This is a genomic window from Arthrobacter sp. BB-1 (assembly GCF_006151685.1).
GTDB lineage: Bacteria > Actinomycetota > Actinomycetes > Actinomycetales > Micrococcaceae > Arthrobacter.
On sequence record NZ_VDEV01000022.1, the window covers coordinates 39,917 to 61,278 of the forward strand.

Below are 21,362 nucleotides of genomic sequence, written 5' to 3' on the forward strand. Positions count from 1 at the left end.
CGGGGCCGGTTGTCTTAGCTGTTGGTTGCGCTCCCCCTGTGGCAGGTGCGGACCCAGCAGACACAAGGACTAATTTTGCCACATCGCGGAGGTTACAGCCAATCCCCGCAACCACCCGAAGAATATATGGCCGCCCCCGACCGCCTAGGAGGAGGCCGCGTCCTGCTCGGCACCTTCAGCGCCAGGGCGCCGGCGCAGGCGTCCGTCGACGACGTCGTATCCCAGTTCCTGCAGTTCGGCGCGGTCCGCGCGTGGCAGCTTTCCAGCGTCGAACGTTTCGAGGAGGTCTGGCCGGCGCTCTGCCGTCCGCCGGAACTGTTCATGCCGGCGCCACTGCGCGATCTTGCCGTGGTTGCCGCTTAAGAGCACGGCCGGCACTTCCCGTTCACGCCACACGGAGGGCTTGGTGTAGACGGGATACTCCAGGAGGCCGTCGGAGTGGGATTCCTCCACCAGCGATTCCGGATTGCCCACCACGCCCGGCAGCAGGCGGCCGATGGCCTCCACCATGGCCAGGACCGCCACCTCGCCCCCGTTCAGGACATAGTCCCCCAGGCTGATGGGACGGACGTCGAAGTGTTCCCGGGACCACTCGATCACGCGTTCGTCGATGCCCTCGTAGCGTCCACAGGCGAATGCCAGGTGCTCGTGTTCCGCCAGTTCGTGCGCCAGCGCCTGGGTGAAGCGCTCCCCTGCCGGTGAGGGAACGATCAACACGGGCCTTGCCGCCCCTTCCGGGCGGCCTTCTGCAATGGAGGCCAGGGCCTGCGCCCAGGGTTCGGGCTTCATGACCATTCCCGCACCGCCGCCATAGGGCGTGTCATCCACAGTCCGGTGCCGGTCCGTGGTGAAGGCGCGGAGATCGTGGACGCGCAGGTCCAGGATCCCGTCCTGCCTGGCCTTGCCAATCAGTGACAGTTCCAGCGGCGCCAGGTACTCCGGAAAGATGCTGACGACGTCGATCCGCATCTACGCTTTGCCTTCCGGCTCCGAAGGGGCTGCTTCTGTCTCCGCATTCAGCTCGAAAAGGCCGTCCGGCGGCGTGAGGAGGATGTAGCCGCCCTCGACATTGACTTCAGGAACAATCTGCTCGACGAACGGAACCAGGATCTCGCCGCCGTCCGGGGTGGTGACCATCAGCAGGTCCTGCGCGGTTCCGGTGTTCAGCGCGGCCACCTTGCCCACGACGTTTGAGCCCACCCGGGCCTCCAGGCCGACGAGTTCATGCTCGTACCAGCCTTCGTCGTCGTCCTCCTCCAGCTCTTCGGTTTCGATGAAGAGCTTGGCACCACGGAGGGTTTCCGCTTCATTGCGGGTTTCAATCTCCTCGAAGCCCAGCAGCAGGATGTCCTTGTTCCACCGGGCGCTGTTCACAGTGAGCGGGCCGACGGATGCCGGTTCCACCATGAACTCGGCACCCGGGACAAACCGGTCCCCAGGGGCATCGGTCAGGACCTGGACGGTTACTTCCCCGCGGATGCCATGGGGTTTGCCGATTCGTGCCACCTGAAGCTGCATGTGTTCCTCTGTTCGGGTTGTGGTTGGTCCACGGTGTCCTGGTGAAAGCACTCCGGCCCCTCCACCGCGTTGGTGGAAGGGCCGGAGCTAAAACTGATATTGCCGAGCGCTCAGCGGCGGCGGTCGGTGTCGACGACGTCGACCCTTACCGGCTCACCGCCGGCCAAGGCTGCCACCACGGTGCGCAGTGCACGCGCCGTGCGGCCCTGGCGGCCAATCACCCGTCCGAGGTCGTCCTGGTGAACACGCACTTCGAGGGTGTCCCCGCGGCGGTTGTTCTTGGAGCTGACCTTGACGTCATCCGGGGAATCAACGATTCCGCGGACCAGGTGTTCCAGCGCTTCTGCCAGCAATCTACTCAGCCTCGGTGGTCTCTGCTTCGGCCTCGGCGGGTGCTTCGGCTGCATCAGACTTGGATGCCTTCTTGGTGATGGCTTCCGGGATGATGACGGAACCCTTCTCCGGGGCAACGAAGGCGACCTTCTCAGATTTGGTCTTCAGGGTGCCTTCCTGGCCCGGCAGGCCCTTGAACTTCTGCCAGTCACCGGTGATCTTGAGGATCGCGGCGACCTGCTCGGACGGCTGGGCGCCGACGGACAGCCAGTACTGCGCACGCTCGGAGTTGACCTCGATGTATGAGGGCTCTTCGGTGGGGTGGTACTTACCGATTTCTTCGATGGCACGGCCGTCACGCTTGGTGCGTGAGTCCGCGACGACGATGCGGTAGTACGGTGCGCGCATCTTGCCAAAGCGCTTAAGGCGAATCTTTACGGCCACTGTTGTGGTCACTCCTGTTTCAGAAAAAGGGGGTGAACCCGGCTTTCTGCACCCGTGGGGCGGGCCGTACTTGCGGGTTCGAAGGACAGGATCCGGACGCGGAGAGAGGGGCCACGCAGATCGAGTACCTGTTTATTGTGCCAGATCAGCGTCCGGATTTCGACTTGACACGTACCGGCCCTGCTCGCGCTGCCCGGACGGATGGGCACGGACGGCTCAGGCGGACCAGACGTAGAGGCCCGTGCGCTCCGAGTCATCGATCCTGCCGGCCATTTCAGCAAGCTGCCGGACGTAGGTGCGCGCCTGGGCAGCACCGAACGGCATGTCATCCTGTGCCGCCCACTGCTCAGCGACGTCTTCGAGGACGTCGCCCTCCCCTTCGGTTTCGTAGGACAGGAGGTCCGCCAGGGCACGCACCATCGCCGGGGGAACCGCGAGCAGCGAATCGCTCGCCACGTCCACCATGGTCAGCTCATAGTCGGCCCCGCCGGCGTGGACCGCGGTGCCGGCCAGGTCACCCAGCTGCTCCACTTCAAAGTCGCTGATTCCCGGGATCCGGACGGCGTCGCCGCCGGGGGCACTGCCGCCTTTATCCAGGATGCCGCCGCGCTTCAGTGCGGCGTCGTGGGTGGCAACAAAGATTTCGGTGAAGCCCATGGGAAGTGCCCTCATTCCGTTGACGGTGCGGCCTGCCGGGGGGCAGCGCGTGCCGCCCGGCGGTTCGGTTTCAGCCTAGTACAGATACCCCCGGCGGCACCTGCCCATGCCACCACCCGCCCGGTACACAAAACGCCGCTGTCAGCGGACGGCGACCCGGATCCTGTTGCGCCACGGATCCTCGAACCGGAGTTCGGCGCCGGTGTGGTGGGCGGCAACACCGGCAACCTTAAGGCGGTCGGCGAGGGCGCCGACGTCGTCCCCTGACGGAACCTCGATGAGGACCTCACCCAGGCCGAGCGTGTCCTTGCGCGGCCCCGCGCCGCGGCTGTTCCAGACATTCATTGCCATGTGGTGGTGGTACCGGCCCGCCGAGACGAACAGGGCCTGGCCGTGCCAGCCGGCGGTCTTTTCGAATCCGAGGGTCCCAACGTAGAAGTCGCGGGCCGTTTGGACGTCACCCACCTGAAGGTGCACGTGGCCCACGCCGGCAACCGTTCCGCGCTGGCGTTCCAGGGACTCCTCGGTGAGGTGCTGCTCCAGGTAGCGCTGCGGCGGAAGGGCCAGGCTGTCCATCACCACGTCAGTGCCATTCCAGGACCAGTTGCTGCGCGGCCGGTCCCAGTAGAGCTCGATCCCATTGCCTTCCGGGTCGGTGAAGTAGAAGGCCTCGCTGACCAGGTGGTCTGCGCTGCCGGTGAAGGAGCGGGGCTCGAACTGGGCGGCGGTGGCGATGGTGGCGGCAAGGTCCGCCTGGTTCTCGAACAGCAGCGCAGTGTGGAAAAGGCCGGCCTCTCCCCTGCCCGGGAGGTTCAGGCCCGGAGCGGGGGCAAGGTGCACCAGCGGCCTCTGCAGCCGGCCGAGGTAAAGCCCGCCGTCCTGCTCCGCGACGACCTCCAGGCCCAGGGCGCGCTGGTAGTAGTCGGTCATGACCTTCATGTCGCCCACCTTGAGCATCACGGTGCCCATGGCAAGGTCGGCAGGAAGGAGATCCTGGCTGGCGGCTTGTGCAGTCATTGAAAACTCCCGGTGCTGTGGGCCATCCGATCTGGAGGCCTTTCACTCTTAAAATTACTTGAAGCTTCAATTTATTCCAAGTCCCAATTTTCGACATTCGCCCGGCAGTTTCAGCGGACCAACCGTCCTCCCAAGACAACGTGCGCCAGGTCACGGACCGTGTCCGGCACCATTCGCGGGTCCTCCCTGCAGAGCACAACGTCAGCCCGCGCCCCCTCCGCAATTCCCTCCGCGCCCAGCCACGTCCGGGCGCTCCAGCACGCCGCGTCCAACGCAGCGGCGATGGGCAGTCCTGCCGCGTGGAGGGCGAGGATCTCATCGGCGATCCTGCTGTGCGTGATGACACTCCCGGCATCCGTTCCGGCGTAAATCCGCACCCCGGCCTCGTAGGCCTCAAGCACCCGTTCCTCCCGCCGTTCCCACAGCGCACGCATATGCGCCGCGTATGCGGGGAACTTGGGATCGGCCTGCGCCGCGATGTCCGGGAACGTGGCAATGTTGATCAAAGTGGGCACGATGGGTACCCGCTGCTCCACAAACCGGGGAAGGTGGCGTGGCAGCAGGCCGGTGGCATGCTCCACGCAGTCGATGCCGGCATCCAGCACGTCGTCGAGCGTCTCTTCGGCAAAGCAGTGCGCGGTAACGCGCGCACCCTCATCGTGGGCGGCCTGGACTGCATCACGGACGACGGCGGCAGGAAAGGACGGGGCCAGGTCGCCGGCATAGCGGTCGATCCAGTCCCCCACGAGTTTGACCCAGCCGTCACCGTCCCGGGCCTGCTTGCGGACAGCCTCCACCAGGCCGTCCGGCTCAACCTCTTCCGCGTCGCTCCCGCCCTGCAGCCACCTGGTGTCGGCAGGGGATCCTGCGTCCCGGACCAACAGCGTGCCGGCTATCAAGTCCGTCCGGGCCTGGTCCCCGGCGGTGGCCGCATCCACTGCACCTCCCACCCCCAAGCCGATGTGGCAGTGGGCATCCACGAAGCCCGGCAGCACCCAGCCGGCCAGGATCCTGTCCGGCGCCTTCGCCGGTTGGCGGAACGTCAGCCTGCCGTTAATGGACCACAGGCCGCGGGCCTCGCTGTCCGGCCCGGTAAGCACAGTTCCGGTGAACTGGATGATTTCTGGCATGGCCTTCCTCTCCTCGCCCGGACAGGCTAGCACCGGCCAACGTGGCAAGGCCCCCTCGCGTTTGCCCTTGCGGGCGTGTGGTAGCTTTCATCTTGACCACACGGGTGCCCCTGCAGGGGCTGAGATCGGGCTGACGCAGCCTGCGACCGTCGAACCTGTCCGGGTAATGCCGGCGAAGGAAGTGAGTATTCCTTGAGTATGCAAACTGCACAGCTGAACCCTGCCCACAACCCGCCAGTCGCGGAGGAAACCAGCCAAAACCAGCCTGCTGTCACGCAATCCCTGAAGTCCCGCTCGTTGGCGTTTGTCCACGATGAGGCGGCGGGCATCCGGGTACCCGTCACGGAAATAGAGCTGACGGACTCACCGAACGGGCAGCCCAACGGCCCGTTCCGGACCTACCGGACGGCAGGGCCCGGGAGCGACCCCGTCCGCGGCCTCCTTCCCGTCCGGACGGACTGGATCGAAGCGCGCGGGCACACCGAGGCGTACAGCGGCAGGGAACGGAACCTGCTCGACGACGGCCGCTCGGCTGTCCGCCGGGGCGCTGCCAGCGCGGAGTGGAAGGGAGCGCGCCCCGTGCCCCGCCGCGCCGTCGACGGCAGGACCGTGACGCAAATGCACTATGCGCGGCAGGGCGTCATCACCCCGGAGATGCGTTTCGTGGCGCTGCGGGAGAACTGCGATGTGGAACTGGTCCGCAGCGAACTGGCTGCGGGCCGCGCCATCATCCCGAGCAACATCAACCACCCTGAGTCCGAGCCGATGATCATCGGCAAGGCCTTCCTGGTGAAGATCAACGCGAACATCGGCAACTCTGCGGTCACGTCCTCGATCGCCGAGGAGGTGGACAAACTGCAGTGGGCCACCCAATGGGGCGCGGACACGGTGATGGACCTTTCCACCGGAGATGACATCCACACCACCCGCGAATGGATTATCCGCAACTCGCCCGTGCCAATCGGCACCGTCCCCATCTACCAGGCGCTCGAGAAGGTCAATGGGGAAGCCAATGCCCTTACGTGGGAGGTTTTCCGCGACACCGTTATTGAGCAGTGCGAGCAGGGTGTGGACTACATGACCATCCACGCCGGGGTCCTGCTCCGGTACGTTCCCCTGACGGCAAACCGGGTCACCGGCATCGTGTCCCGCGGCGGTTCCATCATGGCCGGCTGGTGCCTGGCGCACCACCGGGAGAACTTCCTCTACACCCACTTTGACGAGCTCTGCGAGATTTTCGCACGGTACGACGTCGCGTTTTCCCTGGGCGACGGCCTGCGGCCCGGGGCGACGGCGGACGCCAACGACGCAGCGCAATTCGCCGAACTGGACACGCTGGCGGAGCTGACGCAGCGCGCCTGGGAATACGACGTCCAGGTGATGGTTGAGGGTCCGGGCCACATCCCGTTCCACCTGGTCCGCGAAAACGTGGAGCGCCAGCAGGAGCTGTGCAAGGGTGCGCCCTTCTACACGCTCGGGCCGCTGGTGACGGACGTGGCGCCGGGCTATGACCACATCACCTCGGCCATCGGTGCCACCGAGATCGCCCGCTACGGCACCGCCATGCTGTGTTATGTCACGCCCAAGGAGCACCTGGGGCTGCCCAACAAGGACGACGTAAAGACCGGGGTGATCACCTACAAGATCGCGGCGCACGCGGCGGACCTTGCCAAGGGCCACCCGGGTGCGCACGAGCGTGATGATGCGCTGTCCAAGGCGCGCTTCGAGTTCCGCTGGCGCGACCAGTTCGCGTTGTCCCTGGACCCTGTCACTGCTGAAGCCTTCCACGATGAGACGCTGCCCGCCGAACCTGCCAAAACCGCGCATTTCTGCTCCATGTGCGGCCCCAAATTCTGTTCCATGAGGATCAGCCAGGACATCCGGGATGAATACGGCTCCGCTGAATCGCAGGCAGCCCTGGCCGAGGCTGCGGCGGGAATGAAGGGCAAAAGCGAGGAATTCCGGGCGGCCGGCGGCAAGGTGTACCTGCCGGAGCCCCGCGTTGCCGCCGGAAGCTAACGTTTCAGGAGGCGCGTGCCTGGACCCGGCTGGCGTCACCGATAAACGAGCGGATGATGCGGTCCCCTTCGATTGAATCCTGGGGCCGGTGCCCTCCCGCCGCAGTGCGGTGCAGGGCGCCGGTCTCCCGGAGGTAGCCCGCGATCTCTTCGTAAAGCGGCTCCCAGCCGCCCGTCAGGACGAGCGTAGGCACACCGGGAACGATGTGCAGCGGCGCTTCCCACGACGGCACCTGCAGCCGCAGCCGCCGGGCGGACCGCTTTTCTTCCACCGTGACCGGATGTTGCAGGTCCGTGGCGTAGACCCGGCGGACGAATTCCCGCTGGAAGTCCTCATCACTGAGTTGGTGCCGGATGTCCAGGAGTGGCCTCATTAGCGCGATGTGGGCTGCCGTGGCCGGCAGTTCCGCGGTCAGGGACAGGCAGGCTGGCTCCACCAGCGTCAGCGAGTAGACAAGGTCGGGACGTTCGACGGCGGCCATCATCGCTGCGATGGCGCCTTGGGCGTGTGCCACGATGTGTCCGCCTACGGCGCCCCGGCCGTCATCGGCCAGCGACCGCAGCAGGATCCGGGCGTCCTCGTCGAAGGAGGATTCCACTGGCTCCGCCACGGGATCGTAGCCGTGGCGGCGCAGGAACAAGGCGTCATAGGACAGTGCCAGGCCATGCTGGCGGGGCCAGGCGGCGGCGCCGAAGCTGCCCGCGCCGTGCACGAACACTACCCTCTGCTTGAACATGACCCAACCCTATTCCACAGCCCCGACATCCCAACCAGGTAGCGCCAAGTGTCGTTATGAACCGTCAAAACGACACTTGGCGCTACCTGGTTGGGAGACAGGGATGGCTACTTGCCCAGGAACTTGTCGAAGCCCTTGGGCAGGTTCAGCTGGGACGGGTCGAAGTCGCCGCCCTGCTGGCCGAAGGCAGCGCCGGTGGGCAACGCCTTGGCCGCGTTCGCCCGGCGGGCCTCGGCGTCCTTCCGCTCCTGGGCGGCCTTGGCCGGGTTGCCGGACTTCGCCTTCTTCTTGGGGGCGTTCTTGGCGTTCTTCCGCGCCCCGCCACCGGCCCCCGGCATGCCCGGCATTCCGGGCATCCCCGGCATGCCGCCCTGGGCCATCTTCTTCATCATCTTCTGGGCCTGGGCAAAGCGCTCAAGCAGCCCGTTGACCTCGGAGACGTGGACACCGGAACCGCGGGCAATACGGGCACGGCGGGAGCCGTTGATGATCTTGGGCGCAACACGCTCGTGCGGGGTCATGGAACGGACGATGGCCTCGACGCGGTCGATCTCGCGTTCGTCGAACTGCTCCAGCTGCTGGCGGATGTTCTGCGCGCCCGGCATCATCATGAGCATTTTCTTCATCGAGCCCATGTTGCGGATCTGCTGCATCTGGGCCAGGAAGTCCTCAAGGGTGAAGTCTTCCTGGTCGGCGAATTTCTTCGCCATCCGGGCGGCTTCGTCCTTGTCCCAGGATTTCTCCGCCTGCTCAATCAGCGTCAGGACGTCACCCATGTCCAGGATGCGCGAAGCCATCCGGTCCGGGTGGAACAGCTCGAAGTCGTCCAGGCCTTCGCCGGTGGACGCGAACATCACGGGCTTGCCGGTGACCGACGCCACCGAGAGCGCGGCACCGCCGCGCGCGTCGCCGTCGAGCTTGGACAGGACGATGCCCGTGAAGTTGACGCCCTCGTCAAAGGCAAGCGCCGTGTTTACGGCGTCCTGGCCGATCATGGAGTCGATGACGAACAGGACTTCGTTGGGCACAATGGCGCGGCGGATCTGGCGCGCCTGCTCCATCATGTCCGCGTCAACGCCGAGCCGGCCGGCGGTGTCCACAATGACGACGTCGTGCAGCTTCTGGCGGGCTTCCTCCACGCCGGCGCGGGCGACCGCCACGGGGTCGCCGGCAGGGTGCTCGAGCTCGGAGGATGTGGCTCCCGGGTGCGGCGCGAATACGGGCACCTTGGCGCGCTGGCCCACCACCTGCAGCTGGGTGACCGCGTTGGGGCGCTGCAGGTCGCAGGCCACCAGGATGGGGCTGTGGCCCTGGGCCTTAAGCCACTTGGACAGCTTGCCGGCGAGGGTGGTCTTACCGGCGCCCTGCAGGCCGGCCAGCATGATGATGGTGGGGCCGTTCTTGGCCAGGCGGATCCGGCGGGTTTCACCGCCGAGGATCTCCACCAGCTCCTCGTTGACGATCTTGACGATCTGCTGGCTCGGGTTCAGCGCACCGGACACCTCGGCACCCAGGGCCCGTTCCCGCACCCGGCCGGTGAATTCACGGACAACGGGAACTGCAACGTCGGCATCCAGGAGGGCACGGCGGATCTCGCGGACTGTGGCATCGACGTCGGCCTCGGAGAGCCTGCCTTTACCGCGCAGGTTCTTGAAGGTTGCTGTCAACCGGTCAGAGAGTGAATTGAACACGCGACGTGCACTTCTTTCTGTGGATGATCAAAGGCTGTGGATGATCATAGGCCGTGGATGATCGGGACTCGACTATCTAGGGTACCAAGTCGGACCCCCAAGGTGGCATGCTGGCAAAATGACGAGCCAACCAACTGTAAAAACCCTCCTCATCCTCGGCGCTTCCGGCGACCTCACGGGCCGGCTGCTCCTGCCCGGCCTGGCGCGCCTGGCGGCAAAGGGCCGGGCCACGGGTCTTCGGCTCGTCGGTGCAGGGTCCGATCCGTGGACCCCGGAACAGTGGCGCGAACGGGTGCACGCGGCCTTCGAAGCAGCTGCCGGACCTGCCGATCCTGAAGGGAAAGAAGCCCTGCAGTCGCTGGAAAAGGAAACTGTCTACCACCAGCTTGATGTCACTGCCGACGGCGCCCTGGCGGCGCTGCTTGCCGAGTTGGAAGGGCCCACCGCCGTGTACTTTGCCCTCCCGCCAAGGGTCAGCCAGCTCGCCTGTGAGGCGCTCAGGCCCGGCCAGGTTCCGGCCGGCACGCGGCTGGTGATGGAAAAGCCCTTCGGCTCCAGCCAGGAGTCTGCCCGGGCGCTCAATCAAACGCTGGTCCGGCTGGTCCCGGAAGACCACATCCACCGGGTGGACCACTTCCTGGGCAAGGCCACCGTCCTGAACATCCTGGGCCTGCGGTTCGCCAACAACTTCCTGGAGCCCGTCTGGGACCGCCACCACGTGGAAAAAGTGGAAATCATCTTTGACGAAGACCTCGCGCTGGAGGGAAGGGCCCGCTATTACGACGGCGCGGGAGCTCTCCGGGACATGATCCAGAGCCACCTCCTTCAGATCATGGCCCTGATGGCCATCGAGCCACCGGCCACTATCGGCGAACGGGACCTCCGCGACGCCATCTCCACCGTCCTGCGCGCCAGCAGCGTCCCGGAGGCCTACGCCGGTTCCACCCGCAGGGCACGCTACACGGCGGGTGAAGTGGCGGGGAAGGAGGTCCCCGACTATGCGCGGGAGGATGGCGTGGACGCGGCCCGCGGCACAGAGACCCTGGCCGAAATCCAGGTGAACATCGACAACTGGCGCTGGAAGGGCGTCCCCTTCATTCTTCGTTCCGGCAAGGCGCTGGGCGTCAAGCGCAAGGAAGCCGTGGTCACTTTCCGTCCGGTGCCCCACCTTCCCCTGGGCTTTACCGGCGTTGACTCCCCGAACAAGCTAAGGATCGGTTTTGGGCCGGACACCCTGGCGTTCGACGTCGACGTCAATGGTCCCGGGAACATCTTCAGCCTGGGCCGCATCACCCTCGACGCGGAACTGAGCGCGTCCGACCTCCTCCCCTACGGTGAGGTCCTTGAGGGAGTGCTCGCGGGCGACCCGCTGCTATCCGTCCGCGGCGACACGGCGGAGGAATGCTGGCGCATCGTTGAACCTGTGCTCAAAGCCTGGCAGCAGGATTCCGTCCCGCTGGAAGAATACGACGCCGGATCGGCCGGGCCCGCGGGCTGGCCCGGCACGGTGCCGGGAGACTGAGTCCGGCGCGGCTATATGGCGGCTGCGTCCAGCCTGCGGGCCGGCAAAGGACGCGGCACAGCAGGGCGGGCAGGGAACCTTCCGGTTACCCTGCCCGCCCTGCTGATGTTGGTGCTGTGTTGCTGTCCTAGATTGCGGCGACGCCGCGTTCGCCGGTGCGGACCCGCACCGCCTCGGAAACGTCCACCGTCCACACCTTGCCGTCACCTGCACGGCCGGTGTTCGAGCTGGCGATGATGACGTCCAGGATGTCATCTGCCTGTTCGTCCGTGGCCAGGACCTCCACCCGGATTTTTGGCAGCAGGTCCACGTTGTACTCCGCTCCGCGGTACACCTCGGTGTAACCGCGCTGCCGGCCGTAACCGCTGGCCGCGCTGACCGTCAGGCCCTGCACGCCGTAGGCTTCCAGCCCTTCCCGGATGGCCTCGAGCTTTTCCGGCCGGACGATCGCAGTAATCAGTTTCATGCCCCCACGCTTTCCTTACCTGTTGCTGATTCGGTCTTCGGCGCACCCGCTGCGCCGGAAGTCTGCGCCGCGTCCTGCTGGGTCTTGCCGGTGATCATGTCGTGCAGCGGCTGGAAGCTTCCACCGTGTCCGCCCACACCGAACTCGTAGGCGGTCTCGGCGTGCAGGCTGAGGTCCACACCCACCGTTTCCTGTTCCTGCGAGACCCGGAAGCCCATGGTCTTGTGGATGGCGAAGGCGATGATCGCCGTCAGGATTGCCGAGTACGCGATGGCGATGCCGGCCGCTGCGAGCTGCGCCCACATCTGGGTCATGCCGCCGCCGTAGAAGAGGCCGCCGCCCACACCGTCGGTGGGCAGCGCGATGAAGCCGAGGGCCACGGTGCCGATGATGCCCGAGACAAGGTGCACGCCGACGACGTCAAGGGAGTCATCGAAGCCCCAGCGGAACTTCAGTCCCACTGCGAGGGCCGAGGCGACACCGGCGACGACGCCGAGGCCGAGGGCACCGACGGGGCTGACGTTGGCGCAGGCGGGAGTGATGGCAACGAGGCCGGCAACAACACCGGAGGCGGCACCCAGGGAGGTGGGGTGGCCGTCGCGGATGCGCTCGGTGACCAGCCAGCCGAGCATCGCGGCAGCCGGGGCGGCGAGGGTGTTGACCCAGATGAGGCCGCCCTGCTCAGCGGTGGTGGCGGCACCGCCGTTGAAGCCGAACCAGCCGAACCAGAGGATGGCTGCGCCGAGCATGACGAACGGGATGTTGTGCGGGCGGTGGTTCGGGTCCTTACCGAAGCCCTTGCGGTTGCCGATGATGAGGACCAGGACCAGCGCTGCAACACCTGCGTTGATGTGGACCACGGTGCCGCCGGCGAAGTCGATGGCCGGGCCAAGCGCCTGGCCCACTGCACCTTCAGGACCGAACAGTCCGCCGCCCCACACCATGAAGGCCAGCGGGCAGTAGACAAGGGTGACCCAGACGGGCACGAACACGGACCAGGCGCCGAACTTGGCGCGGTCGGCAATGGCGCCGCTGATCAGTGCGACGGTGATGATGGCGAAGGTGGCGGCGTAGCCGACCTTGATCAGTCCGTCCGGGGTGTCAATGCCCTCCAGCCCGAAGGTGGCGAAGGGGTTGCCCACGATCTGGAGGAAGCCCTCGCCGGAGCTCATGGAGGCGCCCCAGAGGACCCAGACAACGCCAACCATGCCGATGGAGATGAAGCTCATCATCATCATGTTCAGCGCGGCCTTGGCCCGGGTCATGCCGCCGTAGAAAAATGCCAGACCCGGTGTCATGAACAGCACAAGCGCCGCCGACACCATGATCCATACGTGACCTGCGGTAAGTTCCATGGTGCACGCCTCTCTTATCGATTTGGTCGAAATTGCGGAGATGATCCGCCTGCCAACGCCTTTTGCGTCCTGTAACGAGTGTGTCGGCGCCGTGTTTCGGCCGCGGAGGATTTAGATTGCGGGGCTGTTACAACAACCTCTAGGAAGTAAATGGTGCATATCCGGCTTGTTACGGTTATGTTTCCCCTCTCCCGCCGATGCCCGGCACCCCAGTACGCAAGGATCCTTCGACCATGACGGCAGTACCCCGCGTGAGCCGCGCCACAGCGCGGATTTTTTCCCTGCTGCACCCCGGGAGGCAAAAGCTGCCGCGCGACATCAAGGTGATGCTGGCCGCGGCCTTCCTCATTGCCCTTGGATTCGGCCTTGTTGCGCCCGTGTTGCCACAGTTCGCCACAACCTTCGGCGTGGGAAATACCGAAGCTTCGGTGATCGTGGCGATCTTCGCGTTCATGCGGCTGGTCTTCGCGCCGGCCGGCGGTGCCCTGATTGGCCGGCTCGGCGAACGGCCCGTCTACGTCATGGGCCTGCTGATCGTGGCTGCCTCCACGGCCGCCTGCGCGTTCGCCCAGGACTATTGGCAGCTCCTGCTGTTCCGGGGGCTTGGCGGCGCCGGATCGGTGATGTTCACGGTCGCTTCGATGGCACTGGTGGTGCGGCTTGCTCCGCCGGAGAGCAGGGGCCGCGTTTCCGGCGCCTACGCGTCGGCCTTCCTCATCGGCAATGTCTGCGGCCCGATCGTCGGCGGGCTGCTGGCCGGCTTCGGCCTGCGCGTTCCCTTCCTGGCCTACGCGGCCGCCCTGGTGATGGCCGCCGTCGTGGTCCAGACACAGCTGAGCCATCAGCGCCGGGGCGGCGGGGACAGGCAGGAACGCGCGCCGGACATGCCGCTGGGCGAAGCGCTGGCCATGGGCCCCTACCGGATCGCCCTGCTGTCCAGCTTCGTGAATGGCTGGGCTACTTTTGGAGTCAGGATGGCCACTGTTCCGCTGTTCGCGGTGGCGGCACTCGGGGCGGGACCCGAGGCGGCCGGGTTTGCGCTGGCGGTCTTTGCCGCCGGGAACGCCGCAGCCCTCACCTTCTCCGGCCGGCTGGCTGACACCTTGGGCCGCAGGCCCATGATGATTGCCGGCCTGGTTGTTGCCGGGGCCGCCACCGCTGCCATCGGTTTTACGTCCGGGCTGGGCTGGTTCCTTGCGGCGTCGGCGCTGTCGGGCATCGGCTCCGGCCTCTTCGGCCCTGCCCAGCAGGCCGCCGTCGCAGACGTGATCGGCAGCGGCCGCTCCGGGGGCAAGGTCCTGGCCGCCTACCAAATGACGTCCGACGTCGGCGCGATCGTTGGGCCGGTCCTGGCGGGTGTGCTGGCGGACCGGCTCGGCTACGGCTGGGCTTTCGGGGTGACCGGCGGCATCATGCTCGTGGCGGCCGCGGGCTGGGCCGCCACCCGCGAAACGCTGCGGGCAGCAAAGTCCTGACCGTGGGCCCTGCCCACTGACGAAATCGGCGGCCGCCCCTGTGGGACGGCCGCCGTTTTACACGACGAAATGGCGTCGGGTCAGTTCAGCAGCGCGTCCACAAAGGCCTCTGCATCGAAGGGGGCGAGGTCGTCCGCCCCCTCGCCCAGGCCGATCAGCTTGACCGGGACGCCGAGGCTCTTTTGGATGGCGACGACGATGCCGCCCTTGGCGGTTCCGTCCAGTTTGGTCAGGACAATGCCCGTGATGTTCACGACTTCCGAGAAGACGCGGGCCTGGTTGAGGCCGTTCTGGCCGGTGGTGGCATCCAGCACCAGGAGGACCTCGTCCACCTCCGCCAGCTTCTCGATAACGCGCTTGACCTTGCCCAGCTCGTCCATGAGGCCCACCTTGTTCTGCAGCCGGCCTGCAGTGTCGATCATGACCACATCCACTTCCTGGTCAATGCCGGCCTTGACTGCTTCATAGGCAACGGAGGCAGGATCGGCGCCGTCGATGTCCGACTTCACAGTCGGTACCCCCACCCGCTGGCCCCACGTGGCCAGCTGTTCGGCCGCCGCGGCGCGGAAGGTATCCGCAGCGCCGAGGAGGACATCCTTGTCCTCCGCCACGAGCACGCGGGCGAGTTTGCCCACGGTGGTGGTCTTTCCCACGCCATTGACGCCCACCACCATCATGACGGCCGGCTTGTCAGCGTGGCGCTGGACGTTGAGGGTGCGGTCCATGGTGGGGTCCACGAGCTTGATGAGCTCTTCGCGGAGCAGCTCTTTGACCTGCTCCGGGGTCCGGGTGCCCAGGACCTTGACCCGTTCGCGGAGGGCGTCCACGAGCTGCATGGTGGGTTCGGTGCCCAGGTCCGCCAGCAGGAGGGTTTCCTCCACCTCGTCCCACACGTTCTCGTCGATCTTGTCGCTTGAGAGCAGGGCTAGGAGCCCCTTGCCCATGATGTTGTTGGACCGGACCAGGCGCTCGCGCAGCCGGACCAGCCGGCCGGCCACGGGAAGCGGTGTCTCCACCGGAATGACTTCCAGCCCGGCCGCGGTGTCCGGGACCTCGGCGGTTTCCAGCCCCGCCAGGTCCACGCCGTCCGGGGCAGTCCGGTCCGCCACTGGGCCGGGCCGGTCCTCCACGGCAGTGCTCCCGCCCCGCGGCAGGACGGGGTCGTTGGCATCGCGCGTGCCAGGGTACCGGGTGATGTTCTTCCGGGTCTTCATGAGGACCGGAATCAGCCCGCCAATAACCACCAGGGCAGCAAGAATGGACAGAATTATGGGAAGGATGTCATTCACTCCCCTAGCTTCTCATACGCACCGGGGGCCTTCCGGGGGCGGGCGTGCAGTTGACCTGCCGTTACACCCGGCCGGTCATACGTCGGCCCCGAGCCGCTGGCTGATCACCGTGGAGACGCCGTCGCCCCGCATGGTGACGCCGTACAGCGCGTCCGCCACTTCCATGGTCCGCTTCTGGTGGGTGATGACGATGAGCTGGCTGGATTCCCGGAGTTCCTCAAAGATGGTGATGAGCCGGCCCAGGTTGGTGTCATCCAGGGCAGCTTCCACCTCGTCCATGACGTAGAAGGGCGAGGGCCGTGCTTTGAAGATCGCCACCAGCAGAGCCACCGCGGTCAGCGAGCGTTCCCCGCCGGACAGAAGCGAGAGCCGCTTGATCTTCTTTCCGGCCGGACGCGCCTCCACCTCGATTCCGGTGGTGAGCATGTCGGCGGGGTCGGTGAGCACCAGGCGCCCCTCACCGCCCGGGAAGAGCCGGGCGAAGACCCTGGTGAACTGGGCCTGGGTGTCTTCGAAGGCCTCGGTGAAGACGCGCTGAACGCGGTCATCCACCTCCTTGATGATGTCCAGCAGGTCCTTCCGGCTGGCCTTCAGGTCCTCAAGCTGGGTGCTGAGGAACTGATGGCGCTCCTCCAGCGCGGCGAATTCCTCCAGCGCCAGGGGGTTCACCCGGCCCAGGCTGGCGAGGTCCCGTTCGGCCTTCCGCAGCCGCTTCTCCTGCTCTTCGCGGACGTACGGCTTTCCCTCGACGATCTCCGAGCCGGCGTCGTCCACCGGAGCGCGGAGGGCCGCCCATTTGTCGCCGCTTTCCTCGGCCGGAACCGGAACGGGAACGTCCGGGCCGTACTCGGCCACCAAGGCGTCCGGGGTTATTCCCAGTTCGTCGATGGAGCGGGTTTCCAGCGCTTCGATCCGCGCCCTTTGCTGGGCGCGGGCGAGTTCGTCGCGGTGGACGTTGTCCGTGAGGTCGTCCAGTTCCCGCGCCAGGAGTTCATTGGCGGTCCGGACCTCCGCGAGGGCCTGGTCACGCTGCTCCCGGTTTTCTTCGGCAAGGTCGCGTTCATGCCGCGCCAGGTCCACGGACACGTCAACGTGGCGGAGTGCCAGGCCGACGGCGGCGGACACGGCGGCCGCGCGGCGCGCCTGGATGCGGCGCACGCGCGCGCGCTCGGCGGCTTCCTCCCGGGCCCGGCGCTCCGTGGCGGCGGCCCGTTCCAGTGATGCCACGCGGTTCCTGGTGGCAGAGAGCTGCTCTTCGGCGCTGCGAAGCGCCAGGCGTGCCTCAACCTCCGCGGCCCGTGCGTGGGCCGCAGCCTGGGCCAGGGCGTCGCGGTGGTCAGTTGACGGCTCCTGCTCCGCAGGCGCTTCCTGTGCTGCCGCCAGGCGTGCGGCCACGGCGGCGAGCGCCTCCTCCTCTGCCGCCACGTTGTCCTCGGCCCTGGCCAGCGACGCCGCCAGGCGGTCGCTTTCACCGACGGCGCTGCGGAGTAGGGAGTTCAGGTGGCCGAGGCGTTCCGCCACTGCGGCGAGCTTGGCGTCGGATTCGTGCAGTCTGTCCAGCGCGGCATCGGCCTGTTCCTGCACCTCCGTCCGCTTTGCCTCGGCAGCGGCAAGGGCGAACCTGTTCCGCTCCAGGCCTGTCGTGACCTCCGCAAGCCGGCTCTCGGCGTCGTCCACTGCCGCCTGCACCTCAAGGAGGGACGGCGCCTTGGCCGAGCCGCCTGTGGCTGACAGTGCGGTGAAGACATCCCCGGCGGTGGTGACGGCCGTCAGCCCGGGATGTTCCGCCACCAGGGCGGACGCTGCCCGGATGTCGGGGACGACGGCGGTGCGGGCCAACAGGGACGCGACCAGGCCTGCGTAGGAGGTGCCGCTGCTGATGAGGGCCCCCGCCCAGCGCGCGCCTGTGGGGAGGGACGCGCCAAAGTCGGCTTGGTGTCCGGCCGTGGCCCCCGCCGGTTCGAGGAGCAGTGACGCCCGCCCGGCGTCGTCATCCTTGAGGAGCTGGAGCACGGCCGTTGCCGCCTCCGCATCCCGGACCACGATTGCCTCGGAGGCCTCCCCCAAGGCGGCGGCTATCGCCGTCTCAAAGCCGGCTTCCACCGTGATTCCGGCCGCCAAGGTACCAAGGATTCCATCGAGGCCGGCGTGCAGCGCGTGCCTCGCCCCGTCCTTCCGTTCGAGGCCCAGCTTCAATGCGTCCCGGCGCGCCGCCAGCGCATCCCGCTTCCGTACCCCCTCGCTGACGGCTGACTTCAGGCCGGCGATTTCCTGGACCACTGCGTTGAGGGCATCACTGGCGGCCTCGTAATCGGCGTCAAGGGATTCCTCTCCCTCTTCCACACCGGCCACCTGGTTTTCCAGTGCCGTGAATTCGGCCTGGGCACGTGCCCGGCGCTCGGTCCCGGCGGCAAGGGATTCACGAAGCCTTCCCAGTTCCGCCTGGGCGGACTCAACGCGGGACCTCGCCGCCGCAACCTGGCCCGCCAGCCGGGCCAGCCCTTCGCGCCGGTCAGCCGCCGCCCTCAGCTCCGCGGTGAGCCGCTTGTCCTCTTCGAGCGCGGCACGCTCGGCCCCGGCTTTTGCCGCGCTGGCGGTGTCCAAGGCGGCTCGCCGGTCAAGGATGCTGCGCTCAAGCTCGGCGAGCTCCTCGCGGACCCTGGCTGCCTGGCGCTCCAGTTGTTCCGGATCCCGGCCCGACGGCGGCGCCTCCACGGACCCCAGGAGGCGGCTGCGGTCCTGGGCCAGGGAGCCGAGTGAACGCAGCCGCTCCCTGGCGGCGGACAGCCGGTACCAGGCGTCCCTTGCGGCATTCAGCCGGGGGGTCGCAACAGCAGCCAGTTGCTCCAGTTCAGCCTGCTGGCGGCGGCCGGCCTCGAGCTGCTGGCCGGCGAGGGCCCGCCGTTCCTTTAGGGCAGCCTCGTCCGCCACGTCCTGTTCAAGTGCCAACTGGAGCTGCACCAGGTCATCGGCCAGCAGGCGGGCACGGGCATCGCGGACATCGAACTGGACCCGCTGGGCCCGGCGGGCCACTTCCGCCTGTTTCCCCAACGGGGTGAGCTGGCGCCGGATTTCTCCGGTGAGGTCCGTGAGGCGCTGCAGGTTTGCCTGCATGGCCTCCAGTTTGCGCACCGTCCGTTCCTTGCGCCGGCGGTGCTTCAGGATGCCGGCGGCTTCCTCGATAAAGCCCCGCCGGTCCTCCGGCGTGGCATGGAGGACGCGGTCCAGCTGTCCTTGGCCGACGATGACGTGCATCTCGCGGCCCAGGCCGGAATCGGACAGAAGTTCCTGGATGTCCAGCAGGCGGCAGCCCGCACCGTTGATGGCGTATTCGGATCCGCCCGTACGGAACAGCGTCCGCGAAATGGTCACTTCGCTGTACTCGATGGGCAGGGCGCCGTCAGTGTTGTCAATGGTCAGGGAGACGTGGGCCCGGCCAAGGGGCGGCCGGCCGGACGTACCGGCGAAAATGACGTCCTCCATCTTGCCGCCGCGGAGGGTTTTGGCCCCCTGCTCGCCCATGACCCACGCCAGGGCGTCCACCACGTTGGACTTCCCGGAGCCGTTGGGGCCAACCACCGCGGTGACCCCTGGCTCGAAATTGAAGGTGGTGGCGGACGCGAATGACTTGAACCCCCGGACGGTCAGGCTTTTGAGGTGCAAGGCTTTTCGGATCTCCTGAATGGCTGAGGCGGCTGCTTCGCTGTCCTAAATCTAGCGGGTTCTGGCGCAAAGTCCGGGATTCGGCCCTGCCGTGGAGTCCTCCGCGGCGCCTACCAACGGCCGTTCCGGGGACGCGGCTGGCAGACGGGGCACGTGTGCGAGGACCTGTTCATGAACTGCTCGCGGCGGATGACGGCGTGGATTCCCGCTGCGGCGCAGCGTTTGCAGGCCTGACCTTCCCGGCCATAGACATTGAGGGACCGGTCAAAGTATCCGGAGGCACCGTTGACGTTCACGTACAACGAGTCGAAGCTCGTTCCGCCGGCAGCAAGCGCGTCCAGCATGACCTCCCGGGCGCTGGCGAGCACCCTTTCGGCATCGGCACGCCGCAGGGTGTCCGTGGGCCGGGCGTAGTGGAGCCGCGCCCTCCACAGCGCTTCGTCGGCGTAGATATTCCCGATTCCCGAGACCAGTCCCTGGTCCAGCAGGGCCCGCTTCAGGCCGGTCTTGCGCTTGCGGAGGCGCCGGTAGAAAAGGTCGAAGGAGAAGGCGGGGTCCAGGGGGTCCCGTGCGATGTGCGACGCTTCCTCAGCAATCAAGGGCAGGGGTGATTCGGCAAGGCCGCCGGGGCCGCCGTCGTCCGTTGGGACCATCGCCGTGACAAACAGTCCGCCAAAGATCCGCTGGTCCACGAACCTGAGCTGTTCGGGCATGCCGTCACTGGGGGTGAGCCTGAAACGGACTTTCAGGTGCTTTTCGTCCGGGACCTCCCGGTCCTGCATCAGGAGCTGGCCGCTCATCCCCAGGTGGGCCATGAGGGCAACGCGCGGACGGTCCATGGTTGGCACCGGCGCGGCTCCGGCGACGCCACCCCCGTTGCAGGCTTCCAGAAGCGGCATCCACAAGAACTTGCCCCGCCGGACGACGTCTGCGACCGTGGCGCCTTCCAGGTTCCCGGTGAAGTCCTCCACACCCAGGGCGTGGCGGCGCACGGACCTCGGATCAAGGACCTCCACGGAGGTGATGGTCCGGCCGCGGACCCAGCTCACCAGGCCGCGGCGGACCACCTCAACTTCGGGAAGTTCGGGCACGGCGCTACTTGGCGGGGACGGAACCGGCGGACTTTTTTGCCCCCGCTGCGGCCCCGGTAAGCACCCGCCACGCGTCGGCGGCCGCTTCCTGCTCCGCTTCCTTCTTCGAATGGCCGGAACCCTTGCCATAGGCGGTGCCGCCCACGTGGAGGACGGCGGTGAACGTGCGGGCATGGTCCGGCCCCGAGCCGTCCACGGCGTAGTGGATGGTTCCGAGCTGGCGGCTGGCCGCGAGTTCCTGGATGCTGGTCTTCCAGTCCGTTCCCGCGCCGAGGGCGGCCGCGTCCTTCAGCAGGGGACCGATCAGGCGCATCACCAGCTGGCGCGCTGTTTCGATGTCGTTGGACACGTAGGTGGCCCCGATCAGGGCTTCCATAGTGTCAGCCAGGATGGAGGCCTTGTTGTTGCCGTGGGTGAGCTTCTCGCCCTGTCCAAGGTAGATGTAGTCCCCGATGCCCAGGCTGCGTCCGATGCCGGCCAGCGCACGGGTGCTGACGACGGCGGAGCGCCGCTTGGCGAGCTCGCCTTCGGGCAGTTCCGGGTTGTCCCGGTACAGCGCGTCGGTCACGGAGAACCCCAGGATGGAATCACCCAGGAATTCGAGCCGCTCGTTGGTGGGTATGCCGCCGTTTTCGTAGGCGTAGGAACGGTGTGTGAGCGCAAGACGAAGCGTCCCGGCGTCAATAGAGACACCGAGACGCTTCAGAAGCTCTTCAGTTGAAGACATCATGTCAGCCTGAGTGGCCGATTAGACGTCCGCGACCTTGCGTCCCTTGTACTCAAGGAACAGCGCAGTGCCGGCCGAGTCGGTGACAACCTTTGCCTGGTGCGGCAGGCTGTAGGTGACCTGGCCGTTCTCGACGGTCTTCACCAGGTGGGGGGCGGTCGCCTTCCACTGGGAGCGGCGGGCGCGGGTATTCGAGCGAGACATTTTCCGCTTGGGAACAGCCACGGCT

The 21,362-nt window shown here is 66.9% G+C and carries 19 protein-coding genes and 1 riboswitch; of the genes, 3 read left to right on the forward strand and 16 right to left on the reverse strand.

What is annotated here, in order from left to right:
- Positions 1–144: 144 nt before the first annotated feature.
- The 7 genes from trmD to FHJ30_RS12055 all read right to left on the reverse strand — a co-directional run bounded on the left by trmD (position 145) and on the right by FHJ30_RS12055 (position 5,099).
- Entirely contained in the window at positions 145–969 is an 825-nt protein-coding gene (trmD, locus tag FHJ30_RS12025; protein WP_139029534.1) for a tRNA (guanosine(37)-N1)-methyltransferase TrmD, read from the reverse strand.
- On the reverse strand, positions 970–1,518 hold the full coding sequence (gene rimM / locus FHJ30_RS12030) for a ribosome maturation factor RimM (protein WP_139029535.1): 549 nt from the start codon (positions 1,516–1,518) through the stop codon (positions 970–972).
- A 110-nt stretch (positions 1,519–1,628) separates the two neighbouring features.
- Positions 1,629–1,871 carry an RNA-binding protein gene (locus tag FHJ30_RS12035; protein ID WP_018759999.1) on the reverse strand — a complete coding sequence of 81 codons (243 nt, stop codon included), beginning with the start codon at positions 1,869–1,871 and terminating at the stop codon, positions 1,629–1,631.
- A 1-nt stretch (position 1,872) separates the two neighbouring features.
- Positions 1,873–2,295 (reverse strand): 30S ribosomal protein S16, encoded by a 423-nt coding sequence (gene rpsP, locus FHJ30_RS12040; RefSeq protein ID WP_102974722.1) that lies wholly within the window; start codon positions 2,293–2,295, stop codon positions 1,873–1,875.
- 216 nt (positions 2,296–2,511) lie between these two features.
- Entirely contained in the window at positions 2,512–2,952 is a 441-nt protein-coding gene (locus FHJ30_RS12045) for a hypothetical protein (RefSeq protein ID WP_171059032.1), read from the reverse strand.
- Positions 2,953–3,093: 141 nt separating this feature from the next.
- Positions 3,094–3,969: a VOC family protein gene (locus FHJ30_RS12050; protein WP_139029537.1), complete on the reverse strand. Its 876-nt coding sequence runs from the start codon at positions 3,967–3,969 to the stop codon at positions 3,094–3,096.
- Between the two features lie 110 nt (positions 3,970–4,079).
- Positions 4,080–5,099, reverse strand: a complete 1,020-nt coding sequence (locus FHJ30_RS12055; protein WP_139029538.1) for an amidohydrolase family protein — start codon at positions 5,097–5,099, stop codon at positions 4,080–4,082.
- Between the two features lie 90 nt (positions 5,100–5,189).
- Positions 5,190–5,297: riboswitch (TPP riboswitch) on the forward strand.
- Here FHJ30_RS12055 and thiC point away from each other — a divergent pair.
- Positions 5,298–7,118 (forward strand): phosphomethylpyrimidine synthase ThiC, encoded by a 1,821-nt coding sequence (gene thiC, locus FHJ30_RS12060; RefSeq protein ID WP_139029768.1) that lies wholly within the window; start codon positions 5,298–5,300, stop codon positions 7,116–7,118. It begins immediately after the preceding riboswitch.
- A gap of 4 nt (positions 7,119–7,122) precedes the next feature.
- On the opposite strand, the gene FHJ30_RS12065 is transcribed toward thiC, so the two are convergent.
- Complete coding sequence (locus tag FHJ30_RS12065) at positions 7,123–7,854, reverse strand: alpha/beta hydrolase (protein WP_139029539.1); 732 nt, start codon at positions 7,852–7,854, stop codon at positions 7,123–7,125.
- Between the two features lie 107 nt (positions 7,855–7,961).
- On the reverse strand, positions 7,962–9,545 hold the full coding sequence (gene ffh, locus FHJ30_RS12070) for a signal recognition particle protein (RefSeq protein ID WP_139029540.1): 1,584 nt from the start codon (positions 9,543–9,545) through the stop codon (positions 7,962–7,964).
- Positions 9,546–9,663: 118 nt separating this feature from the next.
- Here ffh and FHJ30_RS12075 point away from each other — a divergent pair, with 118 nt between their 5' ends.
- Positions 9,664–11,067 carry a glucose-6-phosphate dehydrogenase gene (locus tag FHJ30_RS12075; RefSeq protein ID WP_139029541.1) on the forward strand — a complete coding sequence of 468 codons (1,404 nt, stop codon included), beginning with the start codon at positions 9,664–9,666 and terminating at the stop codon, positions 11,065–11,067.
- A 127-nt stretch (positions 11,068–11,194) separates the two neighbouring features.
- Here FHJ30_RS12075 and FHJ30_RS12080 read toward each other — a convergent pair whose 3' ends face one another.
- Together FHJ30_RS12080 and FHJ30_RS12085 are read right to left on the reverse strand one after the other, a co-directional pair.
- Complete coding sequence (locus FHJ30_RS12080) at positions 11,195–11,533, reverse strand: P-II family nitrogen regulator (RefSeq protein ID WP_013601408.1); 339 nt, start codon at positions 11,531–11,533, stop codon at positions 11,195–11,197.
- The gene (locus FHJ30_RS12085) at positions 11,530–12,888 is read right to left on the reverse strand and encodes an ammonium transporter (RefSeq protein ID WP_139029542.1); all 1,359 of its coding nucleotides are present in this window, start codon (positions 12,886–12,888) and stop codon (positions 11,530–11,532) included. The genes FHJ30_RS12080 and FHJ30_RS12085 overlap by 4 nt, the downstream gene beginning before the upstream one ends.
- A gap of 233 nt (positions 12,889–13,121) precedes the next feature.
- On the opposite strand from FHJ30_RS12085, the gene FHJ30_RS12090 reads away from it, so the two are divergent.
- The gene (locus tag FHJ30_RS12090) at positions 13,122–14,363 is read left to right on the forward strand and encodes an MFS transporter (RefSeq protein WP_373683149.1); all 1,242 of its coding nucleotides are present in this window, start codon (positions 13,122–13,124) and stop codon (positions 14,361–14,363) included.
- A gap of 80 nt (positions 14,364–14,443) precedes the next feature.
- Here the strand turns inward: FHJ30_RS12090 and ftsY are convergent, their stop codons facing one another.
- The 5 genes from ftsY to rpmF form a co-directional block, all read right to left on the reverse strand.
- On the reverse strand, positions 14,444–15,652 hold the full coding sequence (ftsY, locus tag FHJ30_RS12095) for a signal recognition particle-docking protein FtsY (RefSeq protein ID WP_139029543.1): 1,209 nt from the start codon (positions 15,650–15,652) through the stop codon (positions 14,444–14,446).
- A gap of 75 nt (positions 15,653–15,727) precedes the next feature.
- Positions 15,728–19,315, reverse strand: coding sequence for a chromosome segregation protein SMC (gene smc, locus FHJ30_RS12100; protein ID WP_171059007.1), 3,588 nt, complete (start codon positions 19,313–19,315; stop codon positions 15,728–15,730).
- A 110-nt stretch (positions 19,316–19,425) separates the two neighbouring features.
- Complete coding sequence (gene mutM, locus FHJ30_RS12105) at positions 19,426–20,406, reverse strand: bifunctional DNA-formamidopyrimidine glycosylase/DNA-(apurinic or apyrimidinic site) lyase (RefSeq protein ID WP_139029544.1); 981 nt, start codon at positions 20,404–20,406, stop codon at positions 19,426–19,428.
- A 4-nt stretch (positions 20,407–20,410) separates the two neighbouring features.
- Complete coding sequence (rnc, locus tag FHJ30_RS12110) at positions 20,411–21,133, reverse strand: ribonuclease III (protein WP_139029771.1); 723 nt, start codon at positions 21,131–21,133, stop codon at positions 20,411–20,413.
- A 21-nt stretch (positions 21,134–21,154) separates the two neighbouring features.
- Positions 21,155–21,358 carry a 50S ribosomal protein L32 gene (rpmF, locus tag FHJ30_RS12115; RefSeq protein ID WP_009356569.1) on the reverse strand — a complete coding sequence of 68 codons (204 nt, stop codon included), beginning with the start codon at positions 21,356–21,358 and terminating at the stop codon, positions 21,155–21,157.
- Positions 21,359–21,362: the final 4 nt, after the last annotated feature.